Here is a 20003-nt window from a genome sequence, read left to right on the forward strand (position 1 = left end):
GGACAGCGGCGACTCCAAGGGCACCATCGGCTCACTCGATGCGACCATCACGTGGACGTCTGAAGGCATCAAACAGACTGTGCAGAACGCGATTCCGTTGCTGGGCTCGTTCGTCACCAGCAGCGTGACGACGCACCCCAGCGACGGCACCGTCGAACTGAAGGGCATGTTGGACGACATCGTCACCAAGCCGACCGTGGTCGACGGGGGCCTCGAGCTCCAGATCGTCAGTTTCAACACCCTGGGCTTCTCGCTGCCCAAGGAGACGGTGCAGTCAACGCTGGACGACTACACCAGCAAGCTGACGAAGAACTACCCGTTGGGCATCAAGGCAGACAGTGTGAAAGTCACGTCGGACGGCGTGGAGGCCCACTTCTCCAGCCGCAACGCCACCATCCCCGCCGACAACACGCACCCCTGCTTCGCCGATCTCTGACCGGGCAGAGCGCGTCAGGTTGAGCTGAGCCCGTCGAGCACCGCCCGGGTGCCGGACAGGCCCAATCGGGTGGCCCCGGCGTCCAGCATCGCGATCGCGGCAGCGGCGGTACGGATGCCGCCGCTGGCCTTGACCCCCAGGCGTCCACCGACGGTCGCGTTCATCAACTCGACGGCACGCACGCTTGCGCCGCCGGCGGGATGAAACCCGGTCGAGGTCTTCACAAAGTCGGCGCCCGCATCCTCGGCGGCGCGACACGCTTGCACCAGCAGGTCCTCGTTGCCCTGGCCCAGCAGCACCGCCGACTCCACGATCACCTTGAGCACCGCCCCGCTCGTGGCGGCCCGCACCGCCGCGATGTCGGCCCGCACCGCGTCGAGATCGCCGGCCAGCGCCGCCCCGACATCGATGACCATGTCGATTTCGGTTGCGCCCGCGGCGACGGCAAGTTCGGCCTCGTGTGCCTTGATCGCGGAGAGGTGCTTGCCCGACGGAAAGCCGGCCACCGCGGCGACGCGTGCCGCCCCGGCGTCCACCGCTACCGCGACCATCGACGGCGAGACGCAAATCGCGTAAACGTTCAGCTCGGCGGCCTCGGCTACCAGGGCGATCACGTCGGCCTCGGTGGACTCGGGTTTGAGCAGGGTGTGGTCGACCAAGGCCGCCAATTGCTCCCGGGTCGGACGCGCCGGGGTTTCGGCCACTAGAAGGGTTCCTCGGCCCCGCCGGGGTTGCACCCCGACGCCAGCATCTGGGCATCGCCGACGACCGGCCGCCACGGCTCGAGGTTCCAACTGGTCTTACCCGGATAGCCGATTTCGGCGAGATGCCAGTGGCAGACGAACTGGGCCCGCATCCCGGGGGTGTCGGCGTCGGGCGTCAGCGCCAGCACTTCGGCCCAGGCCTGGTCGGCGGTGATGCCGGGTTGGCGAGACGCCATCCGCCCGGCGGGGGTGGGATAAACCCGCAGGCTGGTCGCGCCTCCCCACTGCGCCCACTCGGTGTGGTCGACGTAGGGCGGAGACACCGACACCCCCGCATCGGGTTCGGCGAGCGCCGCCGGGGCACCGAGCAGGGCGACCAGCACCGCGGCCGGCCCAGCCACCATTGCTTTCATCCGTTAACGGGACTTGCCCTGAATTTCGAGCAGCTTCGGCCGGACGTCCACCAGATAGACACCGGCCGCGCACGCCGCAATCACTATTCCGAGAACGCTCAACAGGAGAGCCGAGATGGACGCGCCCCCCAGGATGATCAACCACACCGGCTTGGTCAGCTTGTCGGCGGCGGTGTAGGCATCCGGCCGCTGCAGCGCGGCATGCACAAACGCGTAGACCGCCATGATCAGAACGGCGAATTGCGCGACCCTTATGACGTTAAACGCGATCTCGTTCACCCGACCAGACTATGCGGGCACCCCGGAAAACGTCGACTCCGAGCCGCCCGACACGTGGGCGACTCGGAGTCGAGTCGTGATTTGTTCGCGCCTCGCGGCCCGAATTACTTCTGGGTGACCTTCTTGGCCGCGGCCTTCTTGGCCGGAGCCTTCTTGGCCGGGGCGGCAGCCTTGGCCGGAGCAGCCTTCTTGGCCGGCGCAGCCTTCTTGGCCGGAGCGGCTTTCTTGGCCTCAGCTTCCTTCTTAGGGAGCTCGATGCCCACCAGCTTCGCGGCCCGCTCACCGACCGCGCGGGTCTGCGAGGCGACGGTGCCCAGCGCCTCCTGGGTCAGCTCGACGGCCTGGTCCACGTAGCCCTCGGCGCGGGCCGAAGCGTCCTCGAACGCCGACTGGCTACGGATCCGCTCCAGGGCGGCCTCGCCGCGCTCGACCAGCTCGTTGTAGCGGCTGGTAGCGGCCTCCAGGTAGCCCTCGGCAGCCTTGCGCAGCTCTTCGGTGGTGAAGCGCTCACGCAGCTCGGCAACCTGCTCCGGCAGGTCTTCCTGCAACTTGCTCAGGCGCTCGCGGGTCTCCTCCACACGAGACCGGGTGTCGGTGCGGGTCTCCTCGGCACGCTCGCGAATGTTGGTGCGAGTCTCCTCGGCACGCTCGCGGAGGGTGGCCAGCAGGTCGTTGACAGTGGCCAGAGCGAGGTCGGCCGCGCCGAGCGCAGCAAGCAACGGAGCTTTCAGGTCTTCGATGTTCGTGTTTTCAGCCATTGTTATTTCCTTTCGTTTTGAGTTCTAGCCATGGGGGATCATTTATGGGGAAGTCGTGGCAAGCCGTCGCCCCCGGTGAGGGGTAGTCAAGACCCGCGGATTGACATGACACGCAGCTCGCCGAAAACCTCCTGATTCGTCGGGTCGAATTCGTATTCGGGATAGGCGCCTATGGCGCCACGCGTTGGCTCCTACTACATTCGGGCAAATTGTCTCCTTCGCAATAAGTCGATTACGCTACCGGTCGCTTGCCCAATAGGGCCAGCACGTGACCTGAGGGCAGACTCCTCTTTACGGGTAGCCCGACGCCGGCTCGCAGAACACCATTTGCATGTCGGGTCTCCGATTCAGTTGTTCAGTTAGGTGGATAGACGCGTTACTCGTCCGGTGTCGAGTCGCTCGGACAGTCCTCCCGAGCGGCCTCGTTCTGCTGGGTGAACGAGGCGTATATGTCCAGCAAAACCTGCTTCTGACGCTCCGTGATCGCGGTGTCGGTAATGATCGCGTCGCGCACCTGATTGGTTTCGCTGGGCTCGAGAATTCCAGCTCGCACGTAGAGAACCTCCGCGGAAACCCGCAGCGCCTTTGCGATTTGGGCCAGGACGTCGGCGGACGGCTTACGCAGCCCCCGCTCAACCTGACTCAAATACGGGTTGCTGACCCCGGAGCGCGCGGCGAGCTGCCGCATGGAGACTTGCGCCGTTTCGCGCTGTGCCCTGATGAAGCTACCGATATCGGACGCCTTCTTGGAGGACACGGTGGAAACAGCGGACACCGTGGCGCCCAACTTCTCCTCCAGCTTCTCCTCCGACGGCGACATTGAGAACACTCCTAGCGGTGTGGATGGTTCGTTATGCCCCATAGGCTACGCACAGGTGCTTGCTATTGCAAGCACTTTGCTAGCACCCGCTAGAACAGCAACTGGGCGATGGCGTAGATCGCCAGGCCGGCCAAGGAACCCACCACGGTGCCGTTGATCCGGATAAACTGCAGGTCACGGCCCACATGGAGCTCAATTCGGCGACTGGCTTCCTCCGCATCCCAGCGCTCAATCGTCTCGGTGATGATCGCTGTGATCTCCACCCCATATTGCGAAACCAGGTGTTGAACGCCTCGCACCATCCAGTTTTCGACCTTGTCGCGCAGCTCGGCATCGTCGCGCAGCGACTCGCCGATTTGAATCACAGCGTCGGTAATCCGGGTACGCAGCGCACTTGACGGATCGTCAACACCTTCGAGCACCAACCGCTTAAGGGTCTTCCAGGCCGTCGCGGCCGCATTGGCGATCTCGTCGCGCGCCATCAACTGTTCTTTGACGGCGTCCGCACGTGCAATTGTGGCCGCATCATTCTGTAGGTCGTCGGCGAATTCGAACAAGAAACGCGTCGCCGACCGGCGCAACTCGTGGTCGGGATTGCGACGCACCTTGTCGGTGAAGTCCATCAATTCGCGGTGTATGCGATCGCCCACCAGGTGGTCGATAAATTTCGGGGACCACGTCGGAGAATCACGCTCGACCACGCGCTGGATCACGACTCCGGCATTCAGCGACCACTGAAACGCCCGGTCGGCCAGCAACTGAATGAGCGCCTCTTGGCGGTTTTCGGCCAACAACGTGTGCAGCACCCGCCCGATCGGCGGGCCCCACTGGGGTTCCGCGATGCGGCGAACGATCATCTTGTCGATGACCTGCTGCACGTCCTCGTCCCTGAGCAGCTCCACGAGTACTCGCAGCACGGTCGCGGTCTCGCTGGCGACGCGCTGGGCATGCACGGGCTCGCACAACCACTTGCCCAGCCGGCCCGGCACCTCGGCGTCGCGCAGCTTGCCCTCCACGACGTCGGCGGACAGGAAGTTCTCCCGCACGAATGTGCCCAGACCCTCGCCGAGCTGGTCTTTCTTGCGCTTGATGATCGCGGTGTGCGGAATCGGAATGCCCAGCGGGTGCTTGAACAGCGCGGTCACGGCGAACCAGTCCGCCAGCGCACCCACCATGCCCGCTTCGGCGGCCGCGGCGACGTAGCCGACCCACAGCGGTGCGGTGCCGTCCACCTGCAGCCAGCGGCACAGCAGAAACACCAGGCTGGCGCCGACCAGGAAGCTCAGCGCCACCACCTTCATCCGGCGCAAAGCGCTTCGCCGCTCGGCGTCGGCGGCCGGATCCGCTCCCGCGAACGACTCGGCGAAGGACTTGTGGGGCGTGTTCGGCGCTACCGGCCCATGACCGTCCGGTTTGCGCCCGTCCGGCCTGCGACCCGACGAACCGGACGCTCCCCTGGCCGGCAAGGCTCTGTGTGCCACGACACCATCATCCGCTATTACTCGCACCAGTTAGTGTTACCCACACTGGTCGGGGAGCCTTCCTACATATTGCGGATCCGTCGGGTTGGCACCCTACGCCGTAGTATCGATGCGTCCAGTGTTGTGAAGATGGGACGAAAGAGGCGGAGCATATCCCGGCCGTGGCAATGAAATCGGATGGGCGCAAGCGTCGCTGGCACCAGCACAAGGTGGAGCGGCGCAATGAGTTGGTGGACGGCACCATCGATGCGATCCGCCGACAGGGCCGATTCCTGAGCATGGATGAGATCGCAGCCGAGATCGGGGTCTCCAAGACCGTGCTCTACCGGTACTTCGTCGACAAGAACGACCTGACCACCGCGGTCATGATGCGGTTCACCCAGACCACGTTGATTCCGAACATGGCCAAGGCGCTGTCATCCGACCTGGACGGTTTCGACCTGACCCGCGAGATCATCCGCGTGTACGTCGACACCGTGGCCGACGAACCCGAGCCGTACCGGTTCGTCATGGCGAACAGCTCAGCCAGCAAGAGCAAGGTGATCGCCGACTCCGAACGCATCATCGCCCGCATGCTCGCGGTGATGCTGCGCCGCCGCATGCAAGAGGCCGGGATGGACACCGGCGGGGTCGAGCCGTGGTCGTACCTGATCGTCGGTGGGGTCCAACTGGCCACGCACTCGTGGATGTCGGACCCGCGGATGAGCCGCGATGAGCTCATCGACTACCTGACCATGCTCAGCTGGAACGCCTTGTGGGGAATCGTCGAGGCGGGCGGGTCACTGGACAAGTTCCGCGAGCAACCGCATCCATCGCCGGTCGTGCCCGCCTGGAAGCGGGCATAAGCTCGAAGGATGCCGGACGTTAGCGCGGCCTCGCGGCTGAGGTCGTGGGCCTACGCACTGCGCACCACCAACCCGCCGCCGGACGGGCCGGTCGACTTCGTCACGCGGTGGCTCGTCGTCACCCGCGCGGCAGTGCTACCGATGACCCTGGTTTCCGGCCTGGTCGCCGCGCTCCTCGCCGTCGGCCAACCGGGCCTGGACTGGCGCTGGCTGGTCTTGGCCGTCGTCGGCATCACCCTGGCCCATGTGTCGAACAACCTGATGAACGACCTCTACGACACCCAGGTGGGTACCGACAGCGCCACCTACCCGCGCGCTCTATACGCCCCGCACCCGGTGCTGTCCGGCCTGATCAGCCGGCGCAAGCTGGGCCTGACGATCCTGGCGGTGAACCTCGCCGACCTGGCGATCTTGATCGCACTCACCTGGGCTCGGGGCTGGCCCGTGGTGGCGTTCGCGCTCAGCGGGTTCGCGCTCAGCGTCGCCTACACGGCACCGCCACTTCGGCTGAAGAAACGCGGCCTCGGCGAGCCCGACGTTTTCGTCGTGTGGGGTCCGCTGATGGTGTGCGGCACGTACTACTCCGCCGTGGGTTCGGTCGGTTGGGACGTGGTGCTCGCGTCGCTTCCGTACGGCCTGCTGTGCACGACGGTGTTGATGGGCAAGCACATCGACAAGATTCCGTACGACGAACCGCTGGGCGTTCGGACGCTGCCGGTCCTGCTGGGCGAGCGGCGGGCCAGACTTGTGACTTTGGCCATGATGGTCGGGTTCTACGTGCTGGTCGCCGTTTCCGTGGCGCTGGGAGCGATGCCGTGGCCGGCGCTCCTGGTTGTGCTGGCGTTGCCGCGGTTGGCCAAAGTCTGGCCATATTTCCGCCGGCAGCGGCCTGACCAGCCACCGCCGGACTTTCCGGTGTGGCCGCTGTGGTACGCCGCGTTGGCCTGGGTCCACGTGCGTCAGGCCGGCGCCCTGCTGGTGGTGGGCCTCGCGATAGGCGCCGTCACGCGCGTCTTGTGAGCGGCCCGCACGGCCAAACCGCACAAAATCGCGGCTGCGGTGTCAAGTTCTGCGGCTAGCATGCTTGGAAGTGCATCGGGTCGAAGCCAGGGTGCGCCGCGGGGATTCCCGCGAAACCAGAAAGGCGCTCATCGCCATGTCAGTGCAGCTCACCCCACATTTCGGGAACGTCCAGGCCCACTACGACCTGTCCGACGACTTCTTCCGCCTGTTCCTAGACGCCAGCCAGACGTACAGCTGCGCATACTTCGAGCGCGACGACATGACGCTGCAAGAGGCCCAGCTCGCCAAGGTCGACCTGTCCTTGAGCAAGCTGAACCTTGAGGCGGGCATGACGCTGTTGGACATCGGTTGCGGCTGGGGCGCCACAATGCGACGCGCCATCGAGAAGTACGACGTCAACGTCATCGGTCTGACCCTGTCCGAGAACCAGGCCGCTCACGTCCAGCGCGAATTCGACAACATGGAGACCCCGCGCTCCCGGCGAGTGCTGCTGGAAGGCTGGGAGAAGTTCCACGAGCCCGTCGATCGCATCGTCTCGATCGGCGCCTTCGAGCACTTCGGCCGGCAGCGCTATGCGCGCTTCTTCAAGATGGCCAGCGACGTGCTGCCGTCCGACGGCACGATGATGCTGCACACCATCACCCGCCCCACTTTCAAGGAGGCCAGGGCGAAGGGCCTGCCGCTGACCCACGAGGTAGTGCATTTCAGCCAGTTCATCCTGGCCGAGATCTTTCCCGGCGGGTGGCTGCCGACGATCCAGTTGGTCGAAGAGCATGGTGGTGAGTCGGGTTTCAAGCTGGAGCGAATCCAGTCGCTGCAGTCGCACTATGCGCGGACGCTGGAGACGTGGGCAGCGGCCCTGCAAGCCAAGAAGGACGAGGCGGTAGCAATCCAGTCGGAGAAGGTCTACGACCGCTACATGAAGTACCTGACGGGCTGCGCGAAGCTATTCCGCCAGGGTTACACCGACGTCCACCAGTTCACGCTGCAGAAATAACCGGCCAGCGACTCAGTACGTGTAGAAACCCCGGCCGGATTTCTTGCCCAGCCGCCCGGCCTCCACCATGCGCAGCAACAGCGGCGGCGGGCCGTAGTGCGGCTCCTTGAACTCGTCGTAGAGCTTGTCCGCGATCAGCTTCAGCGTGTCCAGACCCACGAGGTCCGACAGCCGTAGCGGTCCCATCGGGTGCGACAGGCCGGCGACGACGGCCTTGTCCACGTCTTCCACGGTCGCGAACCCGGATTCGACCATCCGGATCGCCGACAACAAGTAGGGCACCAGGAGGGCATTCACCACGAATCCGGATCGGTCGGAGCAGCGCACCACCTGTTTGCCCAGCACCGTGCTGGCAAATTCCTCCGTACGGGCGGCCGCGGCCTCGTCGGTGACCAGCGTGCTCACCAGCTCGACCAGCGGCAGCACCGGAACCGGGTTGAAGAAGTGCAAACCCAGCACCCGCTGCGGGTTCTTGGTGGCCGCGGCGATCTTCATGATCGGGATGCTCGAGGTGTTCGACGCCAGTACGGCGTCCGGGTCGGTGACGACGCGGTCCAGTTCGGCGAAGATCTCGCGCTTGACGGATTCGTCCTCGACGACGGCCTCGATCACCAGTTGCCGGTCGGCCATGTCGTTCAGGTCGGTGGTGAAGGTGAGCTGACTCAGCGCGCGGTCGCGCTCACGCTCGGTGACCTTGCCCGCACTGACGCCACGCTCGAGCGACTTCACCAGGCGGTTGCGGCCCGCGGTGACTAACGCTTCGGTGGTCTCGAACACCGTCACCGCAACGCCGGCACGCACCGAGACTTCGGCGATCCCGGATCCCATCTGCCCGGCACCCACGACGCCAACCCGCTCAATAGCCACTCTGCACTCCTCCTAATACGCGCGAACAGACGCAAAAGCACCACTTTTGCGGCACAAAAGGGTGCTTTTGCGTCTGCTCGGCAGACTAACTCAGTGGAACTGGCCCTCTTCGGTCGAACCGGCCAACGCCGTGGTCGACGACGTCGGGTCCACCGTGGTGGCGATCCGGTCGAAGTAGCCGGCACCGACCTCGCGCTGGTGCTTGGTGGCGGTGTAGCCGCGCTTCTCGGCGGCGAACTCGCGCTCCTGCAACTCGACGTAGGCGCTCATCTGGTTGCGGGCGTAGCCGTGGGCCAGATCGAACATCGAGTAGTTGAGGGCGTGGAAGCCGGCCAGCGTGATGAACTGGAACTTGAAGCCCATCGCACCCAGCTCCTTCTGGAACTTCGCGATGGTGGCGTCGTCCAGGTGCTTCTTCCAGTTGAACGACGGCGAGCAGTTGTACGCCAGCATCTGGTCGGGGAACTCGCTCTTGACGCCCTCGGCGAACCGCTTGGCCAGCTCGAGGTCGGGAGTACCGGTCTCCATCCAGATCAGGTCGGCGTACGGCGCGTAAGCCTTGGCACGCGCGATGCAGGGCTCGAGTCCGTTCTTGACGCGGTAGAAGCCCTCGTTGGTGCGCTCGCCGGTGATGAACGGACGGTCCCGCTCGTCGACGTCGGAGGTGATGAGCGTGGCGGCCTCGGCGTCGGTACGCGCGATGACGACCGTCGGGACGTCCGCGACGTCGGCCGCGAGGCGGGCGGAGGTCAGCGTGCGGATGTGCTGCTGGGTCGGGATCAGCACCTTGCCGCCCAGGTGGCCGCACTTCTTCTCCGAGGCCAGCTGGTCCTCCCAGTGCGAGCCGGCGACACCGGCGGCGATCATGGCCTTCTGCAGCTCGTAGACGTTGAGCGCACCACCGAAGCCGGCCTCACCGTCGGCGACGATCGGCGCGAGCCAGTTCTGCACCGAGCGGTCACCCTCCACCTTGGCGATCTCGTCGGCGCGGAGCAGGGCGTTGTTGATGCGACGGACCACGGCCGGCACCGAGTTCGCCGGGTACAGGCTCTGGTCGGGGTAGGTGTGGCCGGACAGGTTGGCGTCGCCGGCGACCTGCCAACCCGACAGGTAGATGGCCTTCAGGCCGGCGCGGACCTGCTGGACGGCCATGTTGCCGGTCAGCGCGCCCAGCGCGTTGACGAAGTCCATTTCGTGCAGCTGCTCCCACAGCACCTCGGCGCCGCGGCGGGCCAGGGTGTGCTCCTCGACGACGTGGCCTTGCAGGGCGACGACGTCCTGGGGGGTGTAGGTGCGGGTAACGCCCTTCCAGCGGGGGTTGTGGTCCCAATCGTGCTGGATCTGCTCAGCGCTCTTCGGGGTGCCAACGACAGACATCGGACTGCTCCTAACGATCATTCTCAGACGGATAGTTGACGGCCCCGGCGACCAGGACAGCCAGCCAAATGGAAGCTAGGGACTCAACTTCACTAACGTGCTAACACGACCATGGCATACCCGATTCCTGCAGGTCCACCCCTTTAACTTGCGAATTTCGGCTATGACTTGTGGTCATTTTGCGAAGTTTGCGAAGTTGCAAATTTACTGAACCGTTTCAGAAGCTACTTGCCAGTAACCAAAATTCGCAGGTCAGCGCGGGATTTAACGTAACGCTTGTCCGGTTAGAGAGCGAACAGCGCGGCGACCGCTTTCGTCTCGTCGCCGACCGCATATGTGAGCGTTGTAACAGTCCGGTCGACGAGTCCGGGACCGAATTTGTCGGTCGAACCGGCCGGGTGAACGTGGGAAATGATCTCCAACTTGTCGCCGAGCGCCACCGGCGCCTCGTGCTCGATGGTCACCCGCAGCGGGCCGCCCAGCAGCTCGGGGTGGGACGCCAGGTAGTCCTCGATCACACTCCAATACACGGAGTTGTTCATGTGGTCGAACAGGTCGATGTCGGTCACCCGAACCGGGAACTCGTGGATTTCCGTCGCGTCGTCCCGGCTGCCCGGTTTCAGATATCCCTTCCAACGCAGTCGGTTCACCGAGGTCGTCTTGTGCAGGCCGGCCAGGAAGTCGTCCGCGATGCGGGCCGGCATCTCGGTTTCCTTGCTGACGTGGATCCAGAAGGCTTCGGACTCGATGAGGCCGCCCTTGCGACCGTCGACGCGGACCCGCATCTCACACCACCGGTTCGAGGTGCCCGAACACCAGCGCCGACAGCGCAGCATGTCCCCGAACTCGATCGGCCGGATGAGGTCCACCATGGTCCGGCGCACGATCCAGAACGGATGGGTCTCCTCGAAACCCATCTCGCGCAGTTGGTCCTGGCCGATGTCCTGGATGTGTCTGCATGCGGCGTCCAGCCGCAGCCGGCCCGTTCGGTCGATGTCGGCGACCCGCAGTGGCCATTCGCGATCGAAGACGTCGGGGTGACCGTCGGGCACGGGCATCAACACTTTGTCCAGGCTCACGGTGCTACTCCCCATTTCCTCCTACGTACCCCAGGCTTCTTCCGGGACCTCCGAAGCGAATCATGCCAACGACGTCGCCGGATTACCAACCACCGGCCCGGCCACGGGACCCTGCCAAGTCTGCTAACCCATCCTTCGCAAACCCGCGTACGCTGGCGAAATGGCCAAAACGTACGTTGGTTCGCGGGTTCGCCAACTGCGCAACGAGCGTGGATTCAGCCAGGCCGCGCTGGCGCAGATGTTGGAGATCTCGCCGAGTTACCTCAACCAGATCGAGCATGACGTCCGACCGCTGACGGTGGCCGTGCTGCTGCGCATCACCGAACTGTTCGGGGTGGACGCCACCTTTTTCGCCTCCCAGGACGACACCCGGCTGGTCGCGGAGCTCCGGGAGGTGACCATGGACCGCGACCTGGACATAGCCGTCGAGCCGCACGAGATCGCCGAGCTGGTCAGCGCCCATCCGAGCATGGCCCGGGCGATGGTGAACCTGCACCGTCGCTACCGCATCACCACCGCCCAGCTGGCCGCGGCCACCGAGGAGCGGTATTCCGACGGCAGCGGCACCGGGTCGATCACCATGCCGCATGAGGAGGTGCGGGACTACTTCTACCAACGCCAGAACTACCTGCATGAGCTCGACACCGCCGCCGAGAACCTGACGACCCAGACGCGGATGCATCACGGCGACCTGGCCCGCGAGTTGCCGCGCCGGCTCATCGAGGTGCACGGCGTCCGGATCAACCGGCGCATCGACCTGGGCGACACCGTCCTGCACCGGTACGACCCCGCCACCAAGACGCTGGAAATCAGCAACCACCTGTCCCTGGGTCAGCAGGTCTTCAAGATGGCCGCCGAGCTGGCCTACCTCGAATTCGGTGACCTGATCGACAGCATGGTGGCCGAGGGAAAGTTCACCAGCGAGGAATCGGTCAAGCTGGCCCGCCTCGGCCTGGCCAACTACTTCGCGGCGGCCGCGGTGCTGCCCTATCGCCAGTTCCATGATGTGGCCGAGAATTTCCGCTACGACGTCGAGCGCCTGTCGGCGTTCTATTCGGTCAGCTACGAGACGATCGCGCACCGGCTTTCCACCCTGCAGCGGCCGTCGATGCGCGGTGTCCCGTTCTCCTTCATCCGGGTCGACCGGGCCGGAAACATGTCAAAACGTCAGTCGGCCACCGGATTTCACTTCTCCTCCAGTGGCGGCACCTGCCCGCTGTGGAACGTCTACGAGACGTTCGCCAACCCCGGCAAGATCCTGGTGCAGATCGCCCAGATGCCCGACGGCCGCAATTACATGTGGGTGGCTCGCACTGTCGAACGGCGCGCTGCCCGGTATGGTCAGCCCGGTAAAACCTTTGCGATCGGGTTGGGCTGCGAACTCCGGCACGCCCACCGGCTCGTCTATTCGGAAGGACTCGACTTGTCCGGCGAGAACCTCGCAGCGACGCCGATCGGAGCGGGTTGCCGGGTCTGCGAGCGCGACAACTGTCCGCAGCGCGCCTTCCCGGCGCTGGGCCGCGCCCTCGATCTCGACGAACACCGCAGCACCGTCTCCCCTTATCTGGTGAAGCAATCGTGAGCGGCTCGTCCGAGGTGGCCCGAATCCCGTCGGGCAAATTCCGCCAACTGGGTCCGGTCAACTGGGTGTTGGCCAAGCTGGGCGCGCGCACGGTCCGCGCGCCGGAGATGCATCTGTTCACCACGCTCGGCTACCGGCAGTCCCTTTTCTGGACTTGGCTCCTCTATGGCGGACGGCTGTTGCGGGGGCGGCTGCCAAAGATTGACACCGAGTTGGTGATCCTGCGGGTGGGACACCTGCGCTCCTGCGAATACGAGTTGCAGCACCATCGAAAGATGGCCCGGAAGGCGGGCCTAGATGGGCAGACTCAGGCGGCGATCTTCGCCTGGCCGGATGCACCGGAAACCGACGGCCCACGAAAAGTCTTGAGCGCACGCCAGCAGGCGCTGCTGACCGCCACCGACGAATTGATCAAAGACCGGTCGATCACCCCGAACACCTGGCAGCAGTTGGCGACGCACCTCAACCGTCCCCGGTTGATCGAATTCTGCATGCTGGCAACCCATTACGACTCGCTGGCCGCTACCATCACCGCATTGCAGATCCCGCTGGACAATCCCCGTTAGCGGTTACAGGTGCAGTTCGGCGAGTAACGCCAGCGAGAGCGCGACGGGTGGAATCGGCAGCGCGAATGCGAACGTCGACCACCCATACTTGCGCCGCCAGCGCATCAGCAGACCCACGAAAACCGCACCGACGGCCAGCGCCCCGGACAGCAACAGCACCAGCACGCTCCACGTGCCCACCATGGTGAAGTCGTCCGCGACGGTGATCGCGATCAGCCACAGCGAGTAGCCGGCGGTCAAACCGCCGATCGCGCCGACGACCTTGGCGGCGGTACTTCCGGCCGTCTGGGGTGCCCGAGTCGGCATGCTCAGAAGTTGATCATGTGGCCGATGAGGCCGTGGAAGCACTCCTGCAGCGCCTCGGACATGGTCGGGTGGGTGTGCACGTTGCGCGCCAGTTCATTCGCCGTCAGGTCCCACTTCTGGGCCAGCGTAAGTTCCGGCAACAGTTCCGCCACGTCGTGACCGACCAAATGACCGCCGATGAGTTCGCCGTACTTGGCGTCGGCGATCAGCTTGACGAAACCGCTGGCGTCGCCCACACCGTGCGCCTTGGCGTTGGCGGTGAACGGGAACTTGGCCACCACCACGTCGTAGCCCTCGTCGCGAGCCTGCTCTTCGGTGAGCCCGAAACTGGCGACGTTGGGCTGGCAGAACGTCGCGCGCGGCATCATGCGGTAGTCGCCGAGCGCCAAAGTCTCTGCGCCCGCGATGGTTTCGGCCGCCACCACGCCCTGCGCCTCCGCCACGTGGGCAAGCTGCAGCTTGCCGGTGACATCGCCGATCGCGTAGATGTGCGGAACGCTGGTCTGCATGTAGTCGGTGATGCCGATCGCCTTGCGATCGGTCAGCGCGACACCGGCCTTGTCCAGGCCATAGCCCTCGACGTTGGGCGCAAACCCGATGGCCTGCAACACCTTTTCGGCCTTGAGTTGGTCGGACTTGCCGTCCTTGCTGACGGCGACGGTGACATCCGATCCGTTGTCGGTGATCGACTCGACCTTGGTCCCGGTGAGGATCTTGACGCCGAGTTTCTTGAACTGCTTCTCGATCTCTTTGGAGGCGTCGGCATCTTCGTTGGGCAACGCCCGCGGCAGGAACTCCACGATGGTGACGTCGACGCCGTAGTTCTTCAGCACGTAGCCGAACTCCATGCCGATGGCGCCCGCTCCGGCGATGACGATCGACTTGGGCAGCTCCCGGGTCAGGATCAGCTTTTCGTAGGTGACCACGTTCTCCGACAGCGACGTGCCGGGCACCAACCGGGTGCTGCTGCCGGTGGCGATGATGGCGTTGTCGAACGTGACCTCTTGCGTTCCGCCCTCGTTCAGATCGACCGACAACGTGTTGGCGTTGGTGAACTTGCCGTAGCCGTGGATCTCGGTGATCTTGTTCTTCTTCATCAGGAAGTGCACACCGGCCACCCGACCCTCCGCCACCTTGCGGCTGCGGTCGAATGCGACGCCATAGTCGAAGGTGGCTTCACCGCTGATGCCGAATACCTTGGCTTCCTTGGTGAAGATGTGGGCGAGTTCGGCGTTGCGCAGCAACGCCTTCGACGGAATGCAGCCGACGTTGAGGCAAACTCCACCCCAGTATTTCGGCTCCACGATTGCGGTGTTCAGACCGAGCTGCGCGGCACGAATCGCCGCCACATACCCGCCGGGACCTGCTCCGAGAACGACGACGTCATAGTGGGTCACGCGCACTACCCTAGTAAGGAAGCACGCCGATTAAACAGCGGGCCACGTGCTCGCAATAGTAAGACCCGTACAGCGGCGCGGCGGCGGCGACCGAGGCGAACGGCCCCGTGAGCACCCCCAACGACAACGCGGTCAGCAGCGGCCTGCCCGACACCATCGACAGCAGCGTGGCACCGACCCAGCACGCGACGATATAGACCAGCACGACGAACACCGGCGCCGTCTTGTCGAGCGTGTTGAACCACCAGTAGAACAGGCCCAGCCCGATCAGCGCCGCAGGTACCCACGCGGCGAAGATCACCAGCAGCAGCTTCCACCACTTCACATACTGGTACCGGCCCGGCACGCTGACCGGCGCCGCGGGAACCTCGGCCACCGGCACGTCGGACTTGTCGTCGTCGGCTGCGGCGCCTTCAGCCGCCGCGGATTTCTCGACGGATTGTTCGTCGGGCTTCTCGTCCGGTTTGGCGGGCTTGTCGGGTGCGGGTTCGGCCAGTCCGGAGATCGGTTGCGAACCCGTGTCGTCGTCGAAGTCCGGCACGAACGGAGCGGTCCCCGGGCTGGTGTCGCTCTCTTTCTCGTCCGCGTGTCGAATGCCATTGTCAGCCATGAGAAACCACCTGAACCGCGACGAGCACCCCCAACCAGCCCGGCGCCAAAGCGAGGACGAACGCACCCAGCATGGTCACCCAGCGCCGCCCGGAGAGCAGGATCGCCGCCAGCCCGATCACCGTGGGAATGCCCACCACCAGCGCAATCACGACGTCCGGCCGCATCCGAGCGTGCACCAGCAAGCTCATGGCCACGCCGGCCAACTGTCCGACCGCAATCCCGACCAGCATGGCGCTGGTCAACAACCGCGGCCGCGGAAGGGGAATCACGCTGTACGACCTTACTGAGTCACGCCTCAGGGATCGGGCACATTTCCGGCGCGTCACCGGTCACAACATGACCTCTTATCGACGGCCGCTCACCGCGTTCGTAGTCCGCTCCGGTGATCACCGGGACGGCCTGCAGTTGCGCCTTCTCCTCGTCGGTGTAGACCCGGCCGCGGCTGAGGAACCGCATACCCTCCGGAGCCTCCAGGCTGAACCCGCCACCTCGCCCAGGCACCACGTCGATGATCAGCTGGGTGTGCTTCCACGTCTCGTACTGCGGACCCGAAATCCACACGGGAACGCCGTCCGGCCCGACATCGAGCACGCTCAACAACACATCGCGATCGCCGACCAGGAAGTCTCCGAGTGGATAACACATCGGCGACGACCCGTCGCAGCAGCCGCCGGACTGGTGGAACATCACCGGACCGTGCCGGTCTTGGAGCCGGGTCAGCAGCGCCGCGGCATCGGCGGTGATGAGCGCACCGGGGATCATCAGAAGAAGCCGAGCGCCTTGTCCGAGTAGGACACCATCAGGTTCTTCGTCTGCTGGTAGTGCTGGAGCGCCATCTTGTGGCCCTCCCGGCCGAAGCCGGACTGCTTGTAGCCGCCGAACGCCGCGTGCGTGGGATACACGTGGTAGCAGTTGACCCACACCCGGCCGGCCTTGATGTCGCGGCCGGCCCGGTAAGCGGTGTTGCCGTCACGGCTCCACACGCCCGCACCCAGGCCGTATAGGGTGTCGTTGGCGATCTCCAACGCGTCGGCGTAGTCGTTGAACGGCGTCACCGCGACGACAGGCCCGAAAATCTCCTCCTGGAAGATCCGCATCTTGTTGTGGCCGGTGAAGATCGTCGGCTGCATGTAGAACCCGCCGGACAGGTCGCCGCCCAAGTCCGCGCGCTCGCCGCCGGTGATGATCTTCGCGCCTTCACCTTTGCCAATCTCGATGTAGGACAAGATCTTTTCCAGCTGGTCGTTGGAGGCCTGAGAACCCAGCATCGTTTCGGAGTCCAGCGGGTCGCCCTGCCGGACCGCCTTGGTGCGAATCGCCGCCAGTTCCAGGAACTCGTCATGAATGTCGGACTGGATCAGGCTGCGCGACGGGCAGGTGCACACCTCGCCCTGGTTGAGGGCGAACAGGGTGAAGCCCTCCAGCGCCTTGTCCTGGAAGTTGTCGTTGGCGGCCATCACGTCGGAGAAGAAGATGTTGGGGCTCTTGCCGCCGAGTTCCAACGTGACCGGGATCAGGTTCTGCGAGGCGTACTGCATGATCAGGCGCCCGGTGGTGGTCTCGCCGGTGAACGCGACCTTGGCGATCCGGTTGCTCGAGGCCAGCGGTTTGCCGGCCTCGACGCCGAAGCCGTTGACGACGTTCAGCACGCCGGGCGGCAACAGGTCACCGATCAACGAGAGCAGGTACAGGATCGAGGCCGGAGTCTGCTCGGCCGGCTTGAGCACCACCGCGTTGCCGGCGGCCAGCGCCGGCGCCAACTTCCAAGCGCCCATCAGGATCGGGAAGTTCCACGGGATGATCTGCCCGACCACCCCGAGCGGCTCGTGGAAGTGGTAGGCGACGGTGTCCTCGTCGATCTGCGACAACGAGCCTTCCTGGGCGCGGATCGCGGCGGCGAAATAACGGAAATGGTCGGCCGCGAGCGGGATGTCGGCGGCCAGCGCCTCTCGGATCGGTTTGCCGTTGTCCCACACTTCGGCCACCGCCAGCGCGGCAGTGTTCTCGTCGATGCGGTCGGCGATCTTGTTCAGGATCGCGGCCCGTTCGGCCGGTGAGGTCTTGCCCCACGCGGGCGCCGCGGCGTGCGCCGCGTCGAGGGCCTTCTCGATGTCGGTTTCGTCCGAGCGGGGGATTTCGCAGTACGGCTGGCCGGTGACCGGTGTGGTGTTCTCGAAGTAGCGGCCCTTGGCCGGCGCGACCCACTCGCCCCCGATGAAGTTTCCGTACCGGGATTCATATGACATAAGCGATCCGGCGGCACCCGGACGGGCAAAGACAGGCATGTGCTCGGCTCCTTTTTCCTTCATGTAATACAACTCACATTACCGCCGGGGCCAGAATGGCTTCCATGACACCCGAGGTGACACCCGCGGCCACATCCGAGGCGATTTCGGCGACTCAAGACGACCCTTACCTGTGGCTCGAAGACGTCGACAGTGACCGGGCACTGGATTGGGTGCGCGCACGCAACGAGGCGACCCAGGCGGAATTCTGCGACGCGGCTTTCGAAGAGATGCGCACCCAGGCGCTCGAAGTGCTCGACACGGATGCCCGGATCCCCTATGTGCGCCGCCGCGGCGAGTTTCTGTACAACTTCTGGCGCGACGCCGACAATCCGCGTGGACTCTGGCGACGCACCACGCTGGACAGCTACCGCACCGACACACCCGAATGGGAAGTGCTCATCGATGTTGATGAATTGGGCCGCGCCGACAACACGAAGTGGGTGTGGGCGGGCGCCGACGTCATCGAACCCGAACTCACCCGCGCCCTGGCCAGCCTCTCCCGGGGCGGTTCGGACGCCGTGATCGTTCGTGAATTCGACATGCTGACAGGCGAATTCGTGCCGGACGGGTTCGAGCTGCCGGAGGCCAAGACGCAGATCTCCTGGGAGGATGTCGACACCGTCCTGGTGGGCACGGACTTCGGCCCCGACTCCATGACCGATTCCGGCTACCCGCGAATCGTCAAGCGGTGGCGCCGCGGCACGCCGCTGGCGGCCGCCGAGACCCTGTTCGAGGGCGAGCGCGGCGACGTCAGCGTCTCGGGTTACCGAGATCGGACACCGGGCTTCGAACGCACCTTCGTCGGGCGCTCCGTCGACTTCTGGAACAGGCTGCGGTTCGAACTGCGGGGTTCGGAACTGATTCCGATCGACGTCCCGACCGATGCCAGCAGTGTCTCCATCCACCGCGAGTGGATGTTGATCGAACTGCGCACCGACTGGACGGTCCACTCCACCACGTACCGGGCCGGCACCCTGCTCGCCGCAAACTACGACGAGTTCCTCAGCGGCACCAGGGACTTACACGTCGTCTTCGAACCCGACGAGCACACCTGCCTGTACCACTACGCCTGGACGCGGGACCGGTTGCTGCTGGTCTCACTGGCCGACGTGGCAAGCCGGGTGGAGATCGTCACGCCGGGCGACTGGCAGTGCGAACCGGTTGCCGGCATCCCGGACTCAACCAACACCGTCATCGTCGCCGCCGACGACCTCGGGGACGAATTCTTCCTCGATTCCAGCGGATTCGACACGCCGTCTCGCCTGCTGCGCGGCGCCAAGGACGGCGAACTCGAGCCGATCAAGTTCGCACCGGCCTTTTTCGATGCGGAAAACATCACGGTGTCACAGCATTTCGTGAAGTCAGCGGACGGCACCTCGATCCCGTATTTCGTGGTGCGGCCGGGCGCATCCGACGGCCCGGGCCCAACGCTGCTCTACGGCTACGGCGGGTTCGAGACGTCGAACACGCCGAGCTATGGCGGCGTGCTTGGACGGCTGTGGTTGGCCCGCGGCGGCACCTACGTGCTGGCCAATATCCGCGGCGGCGGCGAATACGGACCCAGCTGGCACACCCAGGCGATGCGGGAAGGCCGGCACAAGGTGGCCGAGGACTTCGTCGCGGTGGCCGACGATCTGGTCCGCCGCGGTATCACCACCGTCGAACAGCTTGGCGCGCAAGGCGGCAGCAACGGTGGCCTGCTGATGGGCATCATGTTGACCAAGTATCCGGAGAAGTTCGGCGCGCTGGTCTGCAGCGTGCCGCTGCTGGACATGAAGCGGTATCACCTGCTGCTGGCCGGCGCCTCGTGGATCGCCGAGTACGGCGACCCGGACAATCCGGACGACTGGGCGTTCATCTCCGAATATTCTCCGTACCAGAACATTTCGTCAGACCGGAAATATCCGCCGGTGCTCATGACCACCTCCACCCGCGACGATCGGGTGCATCCCGGCCATGCCCGCAAAATGACGGCAGCGCTGGAGGCCGCCGGGCACCCGATCTGGTACTACGAGAACATCGAGGGCGGACACGGCGGGGCCGCCGACAACGAGCAGTCGGCGTTCAAGATGGCACTGACTTACTCCTTCTTGTGGCGAACCTTGGGGAGTTGCCGGGCTTAACGCTTGAGCTTGACGACCCGACCGAGAAGGGTGTTAGACCCCCGTAAACG

22 protein-coding genes are annotated in these 20003 nt (G+C 64.9%); 7 read left to right on the top strand and 15 right to left on the bottom strand.

Annotated elements, in window-relative coordinates; genetic code table 11:
* The coding region (locus BST27_RS22360) for an LmeA family phospholipid-binding protein (RefSeq protein ID WP_139805302.1) at positions 1-436 on the top strand (436 nt) is incomplete at its 5' end.
* 14 nt (positions 437-450) lie between these two features.
* On the opposite strand, the gene deoC is transcribed toward BST27_RS22360, so the two are convergent.
* The 6 genes from deoC to BST27_RS22390 form a co-directional block, all read right to left on the bottom strand.
* A complete protein-coding gene (deoC, locus tag BST27_RS22365) occupies positions 451-1140 on the bottom strand; it encodes a deoxyribose-phosphate aldolase (protein WP_069421520.1) in 690 nt (229 codons plus the stop codon).
* Complete coding sequence (locus BST27_RS22370; RefSeq protein ID WP_069421521.1) at positions 1140-1553, bottom strand: DUF2599 domain-containing protein; 414 nt, start codon at positions 1551-1553, stop codon at positions 1140-1142. Before BST27_RS22370 ends, deoC begins: the two co-directional genes overlap by 1 nt.
* Positions 1554-1556: 3 nt before the next feature.
* On the bottom strand, positions 1557-1832 hold the full coding sequence (locus BST27_RS22375; protein ID WP_079220300.1) for a DUF2516 family protein: 276 nt from the start codon (positions 1830-1832) through the stop codon (positions 1557-1559).
* A 104-nt stretch (positions 1833-1936) separates the two neighbouring features.
* Complete coding sequence (locus BST27_RS22380; RefSeq protein ID WP_069421522.1) at positions 1937-2590, bottom strand: heparin-binding hemagglutinin; 654 nt, start codon at positions 2588-2590, stop codon at positions 1937-1939.
* Positions 2591-2966: 376 nt separating this feature from the next.
* Positions 2967-3410, bottom strand: coding sequence for a helix-turn-helix domain-containing protein (locus tag BST27_RS22385; protein ID WP_069421523.1), 444 nt, complete (start codon positions 3408-3410; stop codon positions 2967-2969).
* An 89-nt stretch (positions 3411-3499) separates the two neighbouring features.
* Positions 3500-4891 carry a DUF445 domain-containing protein gene (locus BST27_RS22390; protein ID WP_372515520.1) on the bottom strand — a complete coding sequence of 464 codons (1392 nt, stop codon included), beginning with the start codon at positions 4889-4891 and terminating at the stop codon, positions 3500-3502.
* A gap of 167 nt (positions 4892-5058) precedes the next feature.
* Between BST27_RS22390 and BST27_RS22395 the strand changes: the two genes are divergently transcribed.
* The 3 genes from BST27_RS22395 to BST27_RS22405 all read left to right on the top strand — a co-directional run bounded on the left by BST27_RS22395 (position 5059) and on the right by BST27_RS22405 (position 7756).
* A complete protein-coding gene (locus BST27_RS22395) occupies positions 5059-5736 on the top strand; it encodes a TetR/AcrR family transcriptional regulator (RefSeq protein WP_069421525.1) in 678 nt (225 codons plus the stop codon).
* Positions 5737-5745: 9 nt separating this feature from the next.
* Complete coding sequence (locus BST27_RS22400; RefSeq protein ID WP_069421526.1) at positions 5746-6756, top strand: prenyltransferase; 1011 nt, start codon at positions 5746-5748, stop codon at positions 6754-6756.
* A 136-nt stretch (positions 6757-6892) separates the two neighbouring features.
* Positions 6893-7756, top strand: a complete 864-nt coding sequence (locus BST27_RS22405) for a cyclopropane mycolic acid synthase family methyltransferase (protein ID WP_069421548.1) — start codon at positions 6893-6895, stop codon at positions 7754-7756.
* A gap of 12 nt (positions 7757-7768) precedes the next feature.
* Here the strand turns inward: BST27_RS22405 and BST27_RS22410 are convergent, their stop codons facing one another.
* The 3 genes from BST27_RS22410 to BST27_RS22420 form a co-directional block, all read right to left on the bottom strand.
* Positions 7769-8623 (bottom strand): 3-hydroxybutyryl-CoA dehydrogenase, encoded by an 855-nt coding sequence (locus BST27_RS22410; RefSeq protein WP_079220043.1) that lies wholly within the window; start codon positions 8621-8623, stop codon positions 7769-7771.
* 90 nt (positions 8624-8713) lie between these two features.
* A complete protein-coding gene (gene aceA, locus BST27_RS22415; RefSeq protein ID WP_069421527.1) occupies positions 8714-10000 on the bottom strand; it encodes an isocitrate lyase in 1287 nt (428 codons plus the stop codon).
* A 284-nt stretch (positions 10001-10284) separates the two neighbouring features.
* Positions 10285-11079, bottom strand: coding sequence for an acyl-[acyl-carrier-protein] thioesterase (locus BST27_RS22420; RefSeq protein WP_069421550.1), 795 nt, complete (start codon positions 11077-11079; stop codon positions 10285-10287).
* Between the two features lie 160 nt (positions 11080-11239).
* Here BST27_RS22420 and ramB point away from each other — a divergent pair, with 160 nt between their 5' ends.
* Entirely contained in the window at positions 11240-12661 is a 1422-nt protein-coding gene (gene ramB, locus BST27_RS22425; RefSeq protein ID WP_069421528.1) for an acetate metabolism transcriptional regulator RamB, read from the top strand.
* On the top strand, positions 12655-13227 hold the full coding sequence (locus BST27_RS22430; RefSeq protein ID WP_139805306.1) for a carboxymuconolactone decarboxylase family protein: 573 nt from the start codon (positions 12655-12657) through the stop codon (positions 13225-13227). The genes ramB and BST27_RS22430 overlap by 7 nt, the downstream gene beginning before the upstream one ends.
* A gap of 3 nt (positions 13228-13230) precedes the next feature.
* On the opposite strand, the gene BST27_RS22435 is transcribed toward BST27_RS22430, so the two are convergent.
* The 6 genes from BST27_RS22435 to adh are packed head-to-tail and all read right to left on the bottom strand — an operon-like array spanning position 13231 to position 17827.
* The gene (locus tag BST27_RS22435; protein WP_069421530.1) at positions 13231-13533 is read right to left on the bottom strand and encodes a hypothetical protein; all 303 of its coding nucleotides are present in this window, start codon (positions 13531-13533) and stop codon (positions 13231-13233) included.
* A gap of 2 nt (positions 13534-13535) precedes the next feature.
* Positions 13536-14930 (bottom strand): dihydrolipoyl dehydrogenase, encoded by a 1395-nt coding sequence (lpdA, locus tag BST27_RS22440; RefSeq protein WP_069421551.1) that lies wholly within the window; start codon positions 14928-14930, stop codon positions 13536-13538.
* Between the two features lie 10 nt (positions 14931-14940).
* Positions 14941-15540 carry a hypothetical protein gene (locus tag BST27_RS22445; protein WP_069421531.1) on the bottom strand — a complete coding sequence of 200 codons (600 nt, stop codon included), beginning with the start codon at positions 15538-15540 and terminating at the stop codon, positions 14941-14943.
* Positions 15533-15811, bottom strand: a complete 279-nt coding sequence (locus BST27_RS22450; RefSeq protein ID WP_197518186.1) for a putative holin — start codon at positions 15809-15811, stop codon at positions 15533-15535. The genes BST27_RS22445 and BST27_RS22450 overlap by 8 nt, the downstream gene beginning before the upstream one ends.
* A 19-nt stretch (positions 15812-15830) precedes the next feature.
* Positions 15831-16304, bottom strand: coding sequence for a DUF779 domain-containing protein (locus BST27_RS22455; protein ID WP_069421533.1), 474 nt, complete (start codon positions 16302-16304; stop codon positions 15831-15833).
* Positions 16304-17827, bottom strand: coding sequence for an aldehyde dehydrogenase (gene adh / locus BST27_RS22460; RefSeq protein ID WP_069421552.1), 1524 nt, complete (start codon positions 17825-17827; stop codon positions 16304-16306). Before adh ends, BST27_RS22455 begins: the two co-directional genes overlap by 1 nt.
* A gap of 65 nt (positions 17828-17892) precedes the next feature.
* On the opposite strand from adh, the gene BST27_RS22465 reads away from it, so the two are divergent.
* Positions 17893-19953 (top strand): prolyl oligopeptidase family serine peptidase, encoded by a 2061-nt coding sequence (locus tag BST27_RS22465; protein WP_069421534.1) that lies wholly within the window; start codon positions 17893-17895, stop codon positions 19951-19953.
* The last annotated feature ends 50 nt before the right edge of the window (positions 19954-20003 follow it).

The organism is Mycobacterium intermedium, from assembly GCF_002086275.1.
Classification (GTDB): Bacteria; Actinomycetota; Actinomycetes; order Mycobacteriales; family Mycobacteriaceae; genus Mycobacterium; species Mycobacterium intermedium.